The sequence below is a fragment of the Microbacterium sp. HMWF026 genome (assembly GCF_003061325.1).
Classification (GTDB): Bacteria; Actinomycetota; Actinomycetes; order Actinomycetales; family Microbacteriaceae; genus Microbacterium; species Microbacterium testaceum_E.
Map to the genome: position 1 here is coordinate 1 of NZ_QAJB01000027.1, position 12,450 is coordinate 12,450.

The 12,450-nt window shown below is 72.0% G+C and carries 11 protein-coding genes and 1 pseudogene; 10 read left to right on the forward strand and 2 right to left on the reverse strand.

The window, feature by feature from the left end:
* Both infB and rbfA read left to right on the forward strand, forming a co-directional pair.
* Window positions 1-2,322: translation initiation factor IF-2 (infB, locus tag DBR36_RS01215; RefSeq protein ID WP_108317212.1), on the forward strand; the 2,322-nt coding region annotated here is incomplete at its 5' end.
* A gap of 80 nt (window positions 2,323-2,402) precedes the next feature.
* Window positions 2,403-2,885 (forward strand): 30S ribosome-binding factor RbfA, encoded by a 483-nt coding sequence (gene rbfA, locus DBR36_RS01220; protein WP_108317213.1) that lies wholly within the window; start codon window positions 2,403-2,405, stop codon window positions 2,883-2,885.
* 79 nt (window positions 2,886-2,964) lie between these two features.
* Here the strand turns inward: rbfA and DBR36_RS01225 are convergent, their stop codons facing one another.
* A complete protein-coding gene (locus DBR36_RS01225; protein WP_108317214.1) occupies window positions 2,965-3,843 on the reverse strand; it encodes an A/G-specific adenine glycosylase in 879 nt (292 codons plus the stop codon).
* A 185-nt stretch (window positions 3,844-4,028) separates the two neighbouring features.
* On the opposite strand from DBR36_RS01225, the gene DBR36_RS01230 reads away from it, so the two are divergent.
* The 5 genes from DBR36_RS01230 to DBR36_RS01250 are packed head-to-tail and all read left to right on the forward strand — an operon-like array spanning window position 4,029 to window position 7,196.
* Window positions 4,029-4,532, forward strand: coding sequence for a hypothetical protein (locus DBR36_RS01230; protein ID WP_108317215.1), 504 nt, complete (start codon window positions 4,029-4,031; stop codon window positions 4,530-4,532).
* On the forward strand, window positions 4,532-5,425 hold the full coding sequence (gene truB, locus DBR36_RS01235) for a tRNA pseudouridine(55) synthase TruB (RefSeq protein ID WP_108317216.1): 894 nt from the start codon (window positions 4,532-4,534) through the stop codon (window positions 5,423-5,425). The genes DBR36_RS01230 and truB overlap by 1 nt, the downstream gene beginning before the upstream one ends.
* Window positions 5,422-5,790 (forward strand): hypothetical protein, encoded by a 369-nt coding sequence (locus tag DBR36_RS01240; protein WP_108317217.1) that lies wholly within the window; start codon window positions 5,422-5,424, stop codon window positions 5,788-5,790. Before truB ends, DBR36_RS01240 begins: the two co-directional genes overlap by 4 nt.
* A gap of 45 nt (window positions 5,791-5,835) precedes the next feature.
* The gene (locus DBR36_RS01245) at window positions 5,836-6,255 is read left to right on the forward strand and encodes a hypothetical protein (protein ID WP_108317218.1); all 420 of its coding nucleotides are present in this window, start codon (window positions 5,836-5,838) and stop codon (window positions 6,253-6,255) included.
* The gene (locus DBR36_RS01250; RefSeq protein ID WP_108317222.1) at window positions 6,252-7,196 is read left to right on the forward strand and encodes a bifunctional riboflavin kinase/FAD synthetase; all 945 of its coding nucleotides are present in this window, start codon (window positions 6,252-6,254) and stop codon (window positions 7,194-7,196) included. The genes DBR36_RS01245 and DBR36_RS01250 overlap by 4 nt, the downstream gene beginning before the upstream one ends.
* A 7-nt stretch (window positions 7,197-7,203) precedes the next feature.
* On the opposite strand, the gene DBR36_RS01255 is transcribed toward DBR36_RS01250, so the two are convergent.
* Entirely contained in the window at window positions 7,204-8,559 is a 1,356-nt protein-coding gene (locus DBR36_RS01255) for an MFS transporter (RefSeq protein ID WP_108317219.1), read from the reverse strand.
* A gap of 127 nt (window positions 8,560-8,686) precedes the next feature.
* Here DBR36_RS01255 and DBR36_RS01260 point away from each other — a divergent pair, with 127 nt between their 5' ends.
* From DBR36_RS01260 to DBR36_RS01270, 3 genes and pseudogenes are all read left to right on the forward strand, one after another.
* Window positions 8,687-11,026, forward strand: a complete 2,340-nt coding sequence (locus tag DBR36_RS01260; RefSeq protein WP_108317220.1) for a cation-translocating P-type ATPase — start codon at window positions 8,687-8,689, stop codon at window positions 11,024-11,026.
* 55 nt (window positions 11,027-11,081) lie between these two features.
* The gene (locus DBR36_RS01265; RefSeq protein WP_108317221.1) at window positions 11,082-11,711 is read left to right on the forward strand and encodes a hypothetical protein; all 630 of its coding nucleotides are present in this window, start codon (window positions 11,082-11,084) and stop codon (window positions 11,709-11,711) included.
* Between the two features lie 192 nt (window positions 11,712-11,903).
* Window positions 11,904-12,450 (forward strand): annotated as a pseudogene (locus DBR36_RS01270) (ATP-dependent helicase); the annotation flags it as partial.

The window sequence follows — 12,450 nt, forward strand, 5'->3', positions numbered from 1 at the left end:
GGTGGAGCGCGCCCCGGCAACAACCCCTTCGCGTCGTCGCAGGGCATGGGTCAGCGTCCCGCCGGCCCCCGCCCGGGCAACAACCCCTTCGCCTCGGCGCAGGGCATGGGCCAGCGCCCGACCCCCGGCAACATCCCGCGTCCCCAGGCTCCGCGCCCGGGTGCCCCGCGTCCCGGCGCCCCGCGTCCCGGCGGCGCCGGTCGCCCCGGCGGTGGCGGTCGTCCCGGCGCCCCGTTCCAGCAGCGTCCCGGCGGTCCCGGTCGTCCCGGCGGTGCCGGCGGCGGCTTCCAGCGCCCCGGTGGCGGCGCTCCGGCCGGTGGTTTCGCCGGTCGTCCCGGCGGCGGCGGTGGCCGTGGCCGTGGTCCCGGCGGTGGTACCGCGGGCGCCTTCGGCAAGGGTGGCGGCAAGTCCAAGCAGCGTAAGTCGCGTCGGGCGAAGCGGCAGGAATTCGAGATGCGGTCGGCGCCGGTCGTCGGCGGCGTCAACGTCTCGAAGGGCAACGGCGAGATCATCCGTCTGCGTCGTGGTGCCTCCATCGCCGACTTCGCGGACAAGCTCGAGGCGCTGCGCGGCTACACCGTGCAGCCCGGCACGCTCGTGACCATCCTGTTCAACCTGGGCGAGATGGCCACCGCGACCGAGTCGCTCGACGAGGCCACCTTCGAGGTGCTCGGCGAGGAGCTCGGCTACAAAATCCAGATGGTCTCGCCCGAGGACGAGGACAAGGAGCTCCTCGAGGGCTTCGGTCTCGACCTCGACGCCGAGCTCGAGGCCGAGAGTGAGGACGATCTCGAGATCCGTCCTCCCGTGGTCACCGTCATGGGCCACGTCGACCACGGTAAGACGCGACTGCTCGACGCCATCCGCCAGACCAACGTGGTCGCGGGCGAGGCCGGCGGCATCACGCAGCACATCGGTGCGTACCAGATCTGGACCGAGCACGAGGGCATCGAGCGCGCGATCACCTTCATCGACACCCCGGGTCACGAGGCGTTCACCGCCATGCGTGCCCGCGGTGCGCAGGTGACCGACATCGCGATCCTCGTGGTCGCGGCCGACGACGGCATCATGCCCCAGACGGTCGAGGCGCTGAACCACGCCCAGGCGGCGAACGTGCCGATCGTGGTCGCGGTCAACAAGGTCGACAAGCCCGACGCCAACCCCGCCAAGGTGCGCCAGCAGCTCACCGAGTACGGTCTGGTCGCCGAGGAATACGGTGGAGACGTCATGTTCGTCGACGTCTCGGCGCGACAGAACCTCAACATCCAGGCCCTCCTGGACGCGGTCCTGCTCACCGCCGACGCCGGCCTCGACCTGACGGCCAACCCGAACAAGGCGGCCCGCGGTGTCGCGATCGAAGCGAAGCTCGACAAGGGTCGCGGTTCGGTCGCCACGGTGCTCATCCAGTCCGGAACCCTGCGCGTCGGCGACGCGATCGTCGCCGGAACGGCGTACGGCCGCGTCCGCGCGATGATGGACGAGAACGGCGAAGCCGTCGAAGAGGCCTACCCCTCGCGCCCCGTGCAGGTGCAGGGTCTGAACTCGGTGCCCCGCGCCGGCGACGTCTTCATCGTCACCGAAGAGGACCGCACCGCGCGTCAGATCGCCGAGAAGCGCGAAGCCGCCGAGCGCAACGCCCAGCTGGCCAAGGCCCGCAAGCGCATCTCGCTCGAGGACTTCACCCGTGCTCTCGAAGAGGGCAAGGTCGAGTCGCTCAACCTCATCATCAAGGGCGACGTGTCGGGTGCCGTCGAGGCGCTCGAGGAGTCGCTGCTCAAGATCGAGGTCGACGACAGCGTCCAGCTGCGCATCATCCACCGCGGCGTGGGTGCCATCACCGAGTCGGACATCAACCTGGCCACGATCGACAACGCGATCGTGATCGGCTTCAACGTCCGCCCCGACACGAAGGCCCGTGAGCGCGCCGCCCGCGAGGGTGTCGACGTGCGGTTCTACTCGGTCATCTACAACGCGATCGACGACGTCGAGCAGTCGCTCAAGGGCCTGCTCAAGCCGGAGTTCGAAGAGGTGCAGTCGGGTGTCGCCGAGATCCGCGAGGTGTTCCGCTCCTCGAAGTTCGGCAACATCGCCGGTGTCATCGTGCGATCGGGAACGATCACGCGCAACGCCAAGGCCCGCGTCATCCGCGATGGTGTCGTGCTGGCCGACGGTCTGGCCATCGAGTCGCTGCGCCGCTTCAAGGACGACGTCACCGAGGTCCGCACGGACTTCGAGTGCGGTATCGGCCTCGGCAAGTTCAACGACATCCAGATCGGCGACGAGATCGAAACGACCGAAATGGTCGAGAAGCCGCGAGGCTGATCACACCTGGCGGGAGTCGCGTCTTCGGGCGCGGCTCCCGCTTCGTCATCCGTGGCGGTATTGCGAAGAAGGAGAAGGCAGTGGCAGGGGAACGACAGGCACGCGTGGCGGACCGCATTCGCGTGGTGCTCGCGGAGCGCCTCGAGAAGGGGCTGCGCGATCCGCGGCTCGGATTCGTCACGATCACCGACGTGCGGGTGACGGGTGACCTGCAGCGCGCCTCGGTGTTCTACACCGTGATGGGCGACGAGGCGCACCGCGCCGACACCGCCGCGGCGCTGAAGTCCGCGACCGGAATGCTGCGCAGCGAGGTCGGCAAGCACCTCAACACGCGGCTCACCCCCTCTCTCGAGTTCATCCTCGACGGCATCCCCGAGAACGCCGACCACATCTCGGCGCTGCTGCGCGAGGCGCGCGAGCGCGACGAGTCGGTGGCCGGTCTGGCGGCCTCGGCCGCCTACGCCGGCGACGCCGACCCGTACGTGAAGCCTCGCGAAGACGACGACGAGGACGACCTCGACGACGACGAGGACGAAGAAGACGAAGAGGCCGCGCGCACCTGAGCGAGCGGGCCGACGGGCCGGATGCCACCCCGAGCGGGCGGCGTCCGGCCCTTTCGCGTTCCGGGTGGCCGTCGGCCCGTCAGGGGGTCGGGTGGCCCGGCAGGCGAAGCTGCTCGTCGACGGCTTCGGCGAGGCCGTCCGCCACGAGGGAGTCGATCGCGCGATCGCGCTGGGCGGCATCCGGCCAGTCCGGAAGAACCGCGAACAGCGGAACGGCCGCCGGAGCCGCGGCGCGCAGCACCCGGAGCACCGCACCGCGGGCCTGCCGGTCGCTGCCCTCGTAGGCGGCCTGCTTGCGACGCCGGTCCTCGGACTCCGGATATCCCGCCGCCCGCCAGGCGCACTGTTCGGCCAGGGGGCAGACCTCGCACTTCGGCGACCACGCGGTGCAGACGATCGCGCCCAGCTCCATCGCCGCCGCGTTCACGATCGCGGACTCGGCGACGTCGGCGGGGAGCTCGGCATCCATCCGCTCGAGGTCGCGGCGGTGCGGCGGGCCCGGCTGCGCCCGCCCCTCGACGGCGCGGGCGAGCACCCGGCGGGTGTTGGTGTCGACGACGGGATGCCGGTCCCCGTACGCGAACACGGCGACCGCCCGCGCGGTGTAGTCGCCTATGCCCGTCAGGGCCAGCAGGGCGTCGACGTCGCGGGGGACGACACCGTCGTGCCGGTCGCGGATCTCGACGGCCGCGCGGTGCAGCCACAGCGCCCGCCGGGGATACCCCAGGTTCGCCCACTGGGTGACCGCGTCGCCCGGGGGAGACGCCGCCAGGTCGGCCGGCGCGGGCCAGCGCGTCAACCAGGCCTCGAGGTGCGGGATGACGCGGGCGACCGGCGTCTGCTGCAGCATGAACTCGCTGACCAGCGTGCCCCAGGCACCGAAGCCCTCCCGGCGCCAGGGCAGGTCGCGCGCGGCCTCGCGATACCAGTCGATGAGCGGCGCGGCGAGTCCTGGCATCCGTCCAGCCTACGGTCGCGGGCAGGGCCGGATCTCACTCATAAACGCCCTCCGTGCTGAGAAACGCGGGCTCTCCGCGTTCATCAGCACAGAGAGCGTTTATCGGCGGCTGTGGGCGCCGCGCCCGGGCTGTCGTGGGGCGGCGGCAGCGGTCCGGTGTCGGCGGTCGATCGTAGGCTGGAGGCATGTCGAGTGAGAACGCCGTCGAGACCCTGCAGCAGAGCCTCATCGCCCTGTTGCGGCAGAACAACCGCTCCGGGCGCATCGTGGTGGCCGTCGACGCGCTCGACCCGGCGGCCGCGGCGGACTTCGCCCGCGCCTTCGAAGAAGGGGTCGCCGTCGAAGGCACAGCCGTCTTCCACGTCGCGCTCGCCGACGGGGCGCTCGGCGTCCGTGAGCGGCTCATCGCGCCCTTCCGCGCGGGCGAGCCGTTCGGCTCCGGCGACGTCGCCCCCGCCGACGCGATCCTGGTCGTGTCGGGGCGCTTCCTGCACGCGGCCGAGGTGCGGGGTCTGTGGAACTTCTCGATCTGGCTCGAGAGCAATCCGCCGATCGGCGCCCCCCGGCCCGAGCTCCCGGATGCCGAGAAGCAGTACCTGCGCACGGTCCGGCCGAGGGCGGCGGCATCCGTCATCGTCGAGAACTCCGACCCCGCGCACCCCGTGCAGGTCTTCGGGGACTTCTGCTGATGGTGCGCCCCGGCATCCTCCTGGTCGACAAGCCTGGAGGCATCACCAGTCATGACGTCGTGTCGCGCGCGCGGCGGGCGCTCGGCACCCGCAAGATCGGGCACGCCGGCACCCTCGACCCCATGGCGACGGGCCTGCTCGTGCTCGGCGTCGAGGGCGCGACGCGGCTGCTCACCTACATCGTCGGGGCCGACAAGACCTACGAGGCGACCATCCTGCTGGGGGTGTCGACCGACAGCGACGACGCCGACGGGGTCGAGATCGAGCGAGCGGATGCCGCGACCATCGCCGCCGTGAGCGATGCGGCCATCCGCGACGGCATCGCCGCGCTGACGGGCGAGATCGACCAGGTGCCCAGCACCGTGTCGGCCATCAAGGTCGACGGGCGTCGTGCCTACGACCTCGCCCGAGCCGGCGAGCAGGTCGAGCTGAAGGCGAGACGCGTGACCGTCCCGCGCTTCGACGTGCTCTCGGCGCGTCGCCGCGACGGCGCCATCGAGCTCGACGTCGTCGTGGACTGCACGAGCGGCACCTACATCCGCGCCCTCGCGCGCGACCTCGGGCGTGCCCTCGGCGTGGGCGGGCACCTCACGGCGCTGCGCCGCACGCGCATCGGCGCGTTCGACGTCGCGGCCGCGGCATCCGTCGACGACCTCGACGACGCGGCGCTCATCGAGCCCGCGACCGCCGCGGCGGTCGTCATGGGCGCTCTCGCCGTGGGAGCCGACGAGGCCCGTGATCTGCGGCACGGAAAGCGCATCGACGGGGGCGGACGACTCACGGGCGCCGTCGCGGCGGCGATCGACCCCGACGGCCGTCTCATCGGCGTCGTCGAGAAGCGGGGGGCGCAGCTCAAGAGCGTCATGAACATGCCCGAGGAGGCCGTTCGATGATCCTGTGGTTCACGCTCGCGCAGGTCGGTCTGGCCGTGCTCGCCGGGGTCGTGGCGGTCGCCGCGGGGCTCATCGGCCGTCGCCCCGGGGACGTCACGGTCGGTGCGCTCGCCCTCATCGAACTGCTGCTCGTCGTGCAGATCGTCGTGGCGATCATCGCCCCCTTCGCTGGCAACGCCCCCTCGGGCAGCCTGCTGGAGTTCTGGACCTACCTCTTGTCCGCCGCGCTCGTTCCCATCGCGGGAGTGGCGTGGGCGCTCATCGAGCGCAGCCGCTGGAGCACGGTCATCATGGGCGTCGCGGCGTTGGCCGTCGCCGTGATGGTGTGGCGCATGCACGTGATCTGGACGGTGCAGGTCGCCTGACGGCACCGGATGCCACGGCGCCGGGGCGCCTAGAATGGAGGGGTCATGGCATCCACCACTCCCACCCGTTCCCGGGGGATGACCGGCATCGGCCGTGTCCTCGTCGTCGTCTACGGCATCATGGCGCTCGCCGCCACGGGCCGGTCCTTCGTGCAGATCGTGCGCGAGTTCGACGACGCCCCTCTGGCGTACACGCTGTCCGCCCTCGCCGCCGTCGTCTACATCCTCGCGACCCTCGCGCTCGTCTTCTCGGCGCGACCGGCGTGGTACCGCGTCGCGTGGGTCGCGATCGGCTTCGAACTGGTCGGTGTCCTCGTCGTCGGCACCCTGAGCCTCGTGCTGCCGGCGCTGTTCCAGCACCCCACGGTGTGGTCGGTGTACGGCTACGGCTATCTGTTCATCCCGCTCGTCCTGCCCTTCCTCGGGCTCTGGTGGCTCGTGCGGCACCGCCGGTCGGCGTCGTGATCGTGTTCCGCGATCCGGCCGAGGTACCCGCGCGATTCGGTCCCTCGGTCGTCGCGATCGGCAAATTCGACGGCGTGCACGCCGGACACCGCGCCGTCATCGACCGCGCGCGGGTCGACGCCTCGGATGGCGCGCGCGTCGTGGCGGTCACGTTCGACCGCAACCCGCTGAGCGTCCTGCGGCCCGAGAAGTGCCCCCCGGACGTCATCGGGCCGCACCAGAAGCTCGAACTTCTGGAGCGCGCCGGGGTGGACGCGACGCTGCTGCTCACCTTCGACGAGGCGCTCGCCTCGATCCCCGCCGAGGAGTTCGTGCGCCGCATCCTGGTCGACGCCCTCGAGGCGCGGACGGTGCTGGTCGGTCGCGACTTCCGCTTCGGCGCCGGGGGAGCGGGCGACCCCGCGCTGCTGGAGCGTATGGGGGCCGAGCACGGCTTCCGCGTCGACATCGTCGACGACGTGCGCGCGGTGCACCTGGACCGGCGCGTGTCGTCGACGTGGATCCGCGAGGCGCTGTCGGCGGGCGACATCTCGACCGCGGCCCGCCTGCTCGGGCGGGCCCCCTCGGTGTGGGGCGAGGTGGTGCACGGTCTCAAGCGGGGACGCGAGCTCGGCTACCCGACCGCCAACCTCTCGCCCGATCTCGAGGGCTTCGTCCCGGCCGACGGCGTCTACGCCGGATGGCTGATCGACGTCGACGGCGCGCGGCGCATCAGCTATCCCGCAGCCATCAGCGTGGGCACCAATCCCACGTTCGACGACGTGCACTCCCGGCAGGTCGAGGCGTACGTGATCGACGAGACCGGTCTCGATCTGTACGGCCACCACGTCGAGGTGCGCTTCGTCGAACGCGTGCGGGGCATGACGGCCTTCGACGGCATCGATGCGCTCCTCGTGCAGATGGCCGACGACGTCGAGCGTTCGCGCGCGATCCTGCGCTGAGCGGCCATCAGTCCGCGCGCGACAGGTGATTGCGGATGCCGAGGAACGACGTCGCCGCTCCGAGCACCATCAGCACGGCGACGAAGATCGCGGCGCGGTGGAAGCCGTCCAGGTCGAGCGACCCGCCCACGACCGCCGACACCGCGGCGATCGCGAGCAGACCCGCGACGCGTGACACGGCGTTGTTGACCGCCGAGGCGATGCCCGACCGCTCGGAGTCGATCGCGCCGAGCACCGCGGCGGTGAGCGGCGACACGGTGGCGGTCACACCGAGCCCGAACACGACGACCCCCGGCAGCACCTGCGCCCAGTAGTCGAAGTCGCTCCGCACGTTCAGCAGCAGCAGCGCGCCGATCGCCATGACCAGGGGGCCGAGGGTCATGAACAGGCGCGGTCCGAGGCGTCCCGACAGCGCGCCCATGCGCGAACTGAGCGCGATCATGAGGATGGTGCTGGGCAGGGATGCCAGTCCCGCGAGCGTCGCGGGCAGTCCCGCCCCCTGCTGCAGGTAGACGCTGAGCACGAACCCGTTGAGCGAGAGCGCCGCATAGACGAAGACCGTGGCGAGATTACCGGCCCAGAAGTTGCGCGAGCGGAACAGGTCGAGCGGCATCATCGGCTGACGCGCCAGACGCTGGCGCACGAGGAAGCCCGCGAACGAGGCCGCGCCGATCAGGCCGGGCGCCCAGATGACGGGCGAGGCCCACCCGAGATTCGGCTGCTCGATGAGGGCGAAGACCACCCCTCCCAACCCCGCGGCGCACAGCACCGCCCCGAGCACGTCGACGCGGGCTCCGGGCCGGCGGTGATCGCGGTGGCCGAGGCGGGCGAGCAGCCACAGCGTCACACCGATGGGCAGGACGTTGACGAGGAAGACCAGCCGCCACGACAGGGTGTCGACGAAGATCCCCCCGATGAGCGGGCCCGCGAGCATGGCCACGGTCGTCGCGCCGGTCCAGATGCCGATCGCGCGCGCCTGCGGCGGCCCGCGGAACGTCGAGGTGATGAGGGCGAGCGAGCTCGGCACGAGCAGGGCCCCGGCGACGCCCTGAAGAGCTCGCGCGGCGATGAGGAACTCCGCGGAGGGGGCGGCCGCGATCGCGACCGAGGCGACGCCGAAGCCGAGCAGGCCGATGCGCAGCACGACGACGCGTCCGAGGACGTCGCTGAGGGAACCGGCGACGAGGATGAAGGCGCCGAGCGTCACCAGGTACGCATCGACGACCCATTGCTGCGTGGACAGTCCGCCCCCGAGCTCGCGCGCGATGGCCGGCAGGGCGACGTTGACGACCGTGCCGTCGAGGAACGACACGAAGGATGCCAGGACGGCGATCGTCAGCACCACGCGCTGCTCGGGTGTCATCGGCTCGGCCACGTGCCCAGCGTAGGGTCGGCCGCCGACGTCTGGGCGGGGGGTGGACAAGGCCCTCGCCGAGGATGGAATACCCCCTGGGGGTATCGTGTTATCGGCGATGAGCAGAGGAGGCGTCATGATCGACGACACCGACAGGGGAGCGACCGCCGAGGCGGTGCTCGACATCGAGGGCATGACCTGCGCGAGCTGCGTCGCCCGCGTCGAGAAGAAGCTCCGCCGCGTCGACGGGGTCGATGCCGCTGTGAACCTCGCGACCGAGACCGCGCGGGTGCGTTATCCGGCCGCCCTCGACACCACGGCTCTCGTCGACGCGGTCCGCGCGGCGGGCTACGACGCGCGGGTGCGGCCGCGAACGGCCTCCGTGCCGCCGCAGCCGGTCGAGGTGACGGTCCCCGGGGGAGAGCTGGATGCCGTCACCGGGGGCGACGTGGCACCGGGCGCCGACGCGCGACCCGCGCAGAGCGAGCATGCGCACGTGCACGAGACCGCCGACGTCCCCGGGACGACCCCCCTGCGGGTGCGCCTGTGGGTCTCGCTCGTCCTCGCCGTCCCGGTGATCGCCGTCGGAATGATCCCGGCTCTGCAGTTCCCCGGGTGGCAGTGGATGTCGCTCGTGCTCGCGACCCCGATCGTGCTCTGGGGTGGCTGGCCCTTCCACCGCGCGACCCTGCGCAACGCCCGCCACGGCGCCGCCACCATGGACACGCTCATCACCCTCGGCACCTTCGCCGCGTACCTGTGGAGCGTCTGGGCCCTGTTTTTCGGCTCGGCCGGGCGGATCGGCATCCGTCACGAGGTCATGCTCTTCGGTCCCGTGCACGACGCGACCTCGGTCGTGTACTTCGAGGTCGCGGCCGCCGTGACCGTCTTCCTGCTGCTGGGGCGCGTGATCGAGCAGCGTTCCACGCGCCGCGCGGGAGCGGCGCTGCGGTCACTGCTCGATCTCGGCGCGCGCGAGGCCGAACTCGCCGACGGCCGCCGTATCGACATCGCCCGGCTCGCCGTGGGGGACGAGTTCGTCGTCCGCCCCGGTGCGACCGTCGCCACCGACGGAGTGGTCGTCGACGGACGCGCCTCGATCGACGAGAGCATGCTGACCGGGGAGTCGCTCCCCGTCGACGTCGGACCCGGCTCGACGGTGACCGGCGGCACGATCGCCTCGGGCGGTCGTCTCGTCGTGCGGGCGACCGGCGTGGGCGAGCAGACGCGGCTCGCGCGCATCGCCCGCCTGGTCGAGGACGCTCAGCTCGGCAAGAGCCGCGTGCAGCGGCTCGCCGACCGCATCTCGGGCGTCTTCGTCCCGAGCGTCATCGTGCTGGCGGTGCTCACCCTCGTCGCCTGGCTCGTCGCCGGCCAGCCGATCGCCGCCGGCTTCACCGCCGCCGTCGCGGTGCTGATTATCGCGTGCCCCTGCGCCCTGGGCCTCGCCACGCCCATCGCGATCCTGGTCGGCACCGGTCGTGCCGCTCAGCTCGGCATCCTGGTCACCGGTCCGGCCGCGCTCGAATCCGCCGAGCGCATCGACACGATCGTGCTCGACAAGACCGGGACCCTCACCGCGGGACGCATGAGCGTCACGCGGGTCACGCCCGCGCGGGCGCAGGATGCCGACGCCGCCCTGCAGCGCGTCGCGTCCGTCGAACGCGGGTCGGAGCACCCCATCGCTCGAGCCATCGTCGTGGCGGCCGGAGACGGCGAGGTGGCCCGCGACCTCGAGGCGCTTCCCGGACGCGGGGTGACCGGCATCGTCGACGGGGTGCGCGTCTTCGCCGGCCGGCCGGCGCTCGCCGCCGAGCTCGGCGCCGCGCTGAGTCCCGAGCTCGCCGCCGCCGTCGAGGCGGGAGAGCAGCGGGGCACGGTCGTGGTCGCCGGATGGGCGGATGCCGCGGGGCAGCCGTCGGTCCGCGTCGTCATCGAGATCGCCGACACGGTACGGCCGCAGAGCGCCGCGGCAGTCGCCCGACTGCGCGAGATGGGACTGGAACCGGTGCTGCTCACCGGCGACAATCCCCACGTCGCCCGCGCCGTCGCCGCCGAGCTCGGCATCCCGAGGGTGCGCGCGGGGGTGCTGCCCGAGGGGAAGGTCGCCGAGATCGCCGCCCTGCGCGCCGAGGGGCGCACCGTCGCGATGGTCGGAGACGGCGTGAACGACGCCGCCGCCCTCGCGTCGGCCGACCTGGGCATCGCGATGGGCGGGGGCACGGATGCCGCGCTGCACGCGAGCGACGTGGCCCTCATGCGCGACGACCCGCACGGGATCGTCACCGCGGTCGCCCTCAGCCGCCGCACCATGCGCGTCATCCGGGGCAACCTGTTCTGGGCGTTCGCGTACAACGTGGCGGCGCTGCCCCTGGCCGCGCTCGGCCTGCTCAACCCGATGCTGGCCGGGGCGGCGATGGCGTTCTCGAGCGTGTTCGTCGTACTCAACAGCCTGCGTCTGCGGCGCGCGGGCTGACACCCGGGGTTCGCCCCGGCCCCGCGTTAGGGTCGAGGCGATCCCTGGAGGTTGCATGTCCCCCCTCGCCCGCGTCGCCGTCGCCGGCGTCACCGCCGCCGCTGTCGCCCTCGTCCTGTCGGCGTGCGTCCCCGAGGCCGAGACCGCCGCCCCGTCGGCCGGTCCGGTGTCCTCGTCGGCCGCGCCCTCGCAGACCTCCTCGGCGACGCCCACCCCGACGGTCAGTGCGACGCCCGCGACGGCGCTGCCGGCCTCGTGCGACGGCGTGTACTCCGCGGCGATGCGGTCGACCCTCGAGAACGAGATCTCCCCCCTCAACGATCCCGAGGTGACGCTGCTCTCGAGCGCGCAGGCGCCGCTGCTCGAGCTGCTGCAGACCATCCCGACGCTGCGGTGCACGTGGGGAGGGCCCGGTGACCGGGGGCTCGCGACGAACGTCTCGATCGTCGATGCGACGCAGGCGGCGACCATCCGCGACGCGCTGACCGGCTCGGGTTTCGGCTGCGACGACGCGGACGGGACCATCACGTGCCGCATCGAACAGCGCGGGGTCTCGCTCGAGGACCGACCCTACGAGCGCGGCGAGACCCAGGCCATCATGGGTGACATCTGGGTGTCCACCTCGTGGATCAATGTGAACCCCGAGGGGTACACGCAGGACATTCTGTCGACCGTGGGGGGATGACCGGCCCGCGAACGGCTAGAATGGACGCGATCCCGCCATCCGCCCCCTCGCGCACCGTTCCGGTCTGCGCGTTCGGGTCGCAGGCACAGCCGCTCCGGCGGCGTGCCGGGTGATGTCCCCCGGGGTCACTGATCCACCGGCCACTGGCCGGGACGTCCCGGACCCGTTCCGGACGACACGCTCAGGAGGAGCATGCCGACCACGGCAACCGCCGCCCGTAGCTCGAGCCAGCGGCGCAGGAAGACCACGTCATCCCGACGAGACGACGAAGCCCCCGTCATCCCGATCCTCGCGCGCAAGGTGCGCGAGGTCGAGGCCAAGGCGCAGCGCGGCAAGCTCGGACCCACCAACCGCGTCAAGTTCCAGGTGATCGCCTTCCTCGTCCGCGAGGAGCGCGCCCGGGTCAAGGCCGACACCGAGATCACCGACGCCGCGCGTGCCGAGCTGCTCAAGCGCCTCGACGGTGTGGCGACCATCCTCGCCAAGACCGCCGCGCGCGACACCTCGCTGATCCAGCTGCTCGAGGTCGACGCCGCCACCTCGCCGGTCGCCCGTCGCATGCGTCGCGACTGGCTGCTCGAGTCGGGCGCCGAGCTGCCCGCCGATGAGCTCATCATCACCGACAACACCCCAAAGGTCGCGCCGGTCGTTCCCGCGGCCCTCGCCGAGAAGCAGGTCGTGCCGGCCTCGATCGAGGCGCGGCAGATGGCCAACCCCTTCCTCGCGCCCGACCTCACCC

Excerpts from the sequence above, each read along its gene's own strand:
- DBR36_RS01240 (WP_108317217.1), top strand. The coding sequence starts at position 5,422 with ATGATCCTGTGGTTCACGCTCGCGCAGGTCGGTCTGGCCGTGCTCGCC.
- DBR36_RS01255 (WP_108317219.1), bottom strand. The coding sequence starts at position 8,559 with ATGACACCCGAGCAGCGCGTGGTGCTGACGATCGCCGTCCTGGCATCC.
- DBR36_RS01230 (WP_108317215.1), top strand. The coding sequence starts at position 4,029 with ATGTCGAGTGAGAACGCCGTCGAGACCCTGCAGCAGAGCCTCATCGCC.
- DBR36_RS01265 (WP_108317221.1), top strand. The coding sequence starts at position 11,082 with ATGTCCCCCCTCGCCCGCGTCGCCGTCGCCGGCGTCACCGCCGCCGCT.
- DBR36_RS01245 (WP_108317218.1), top strand. The coding sequence starts at position 5,836 with ATGGCATCCACCACTCCCACCCGTTCCCGGGGGATGACCGGCATCGGC.
- DBR36_RS01225 (WP_108317214.1), bottom strand. The coding sequence starts at position 3,843 with ATGCCAGGACTCGCCGCGCCGCTCATCGACTGGTATCGCGAGGCCGCG.
- DBR36_RS01260 (WP_108317220.1), top strand. The coding sequence starts at position 8,687 with ATGATCGACGACACCGACAGGGGAGCGACCGCCGAGGCGGTGCTCGAC.
- truB (WP_108317216.1), top strand. The coding sequence starts at position 4,532 with ATGGTGCGCCCCGGCATCCTCCTGGTCGACAAGCCTGGAGGCATCACC.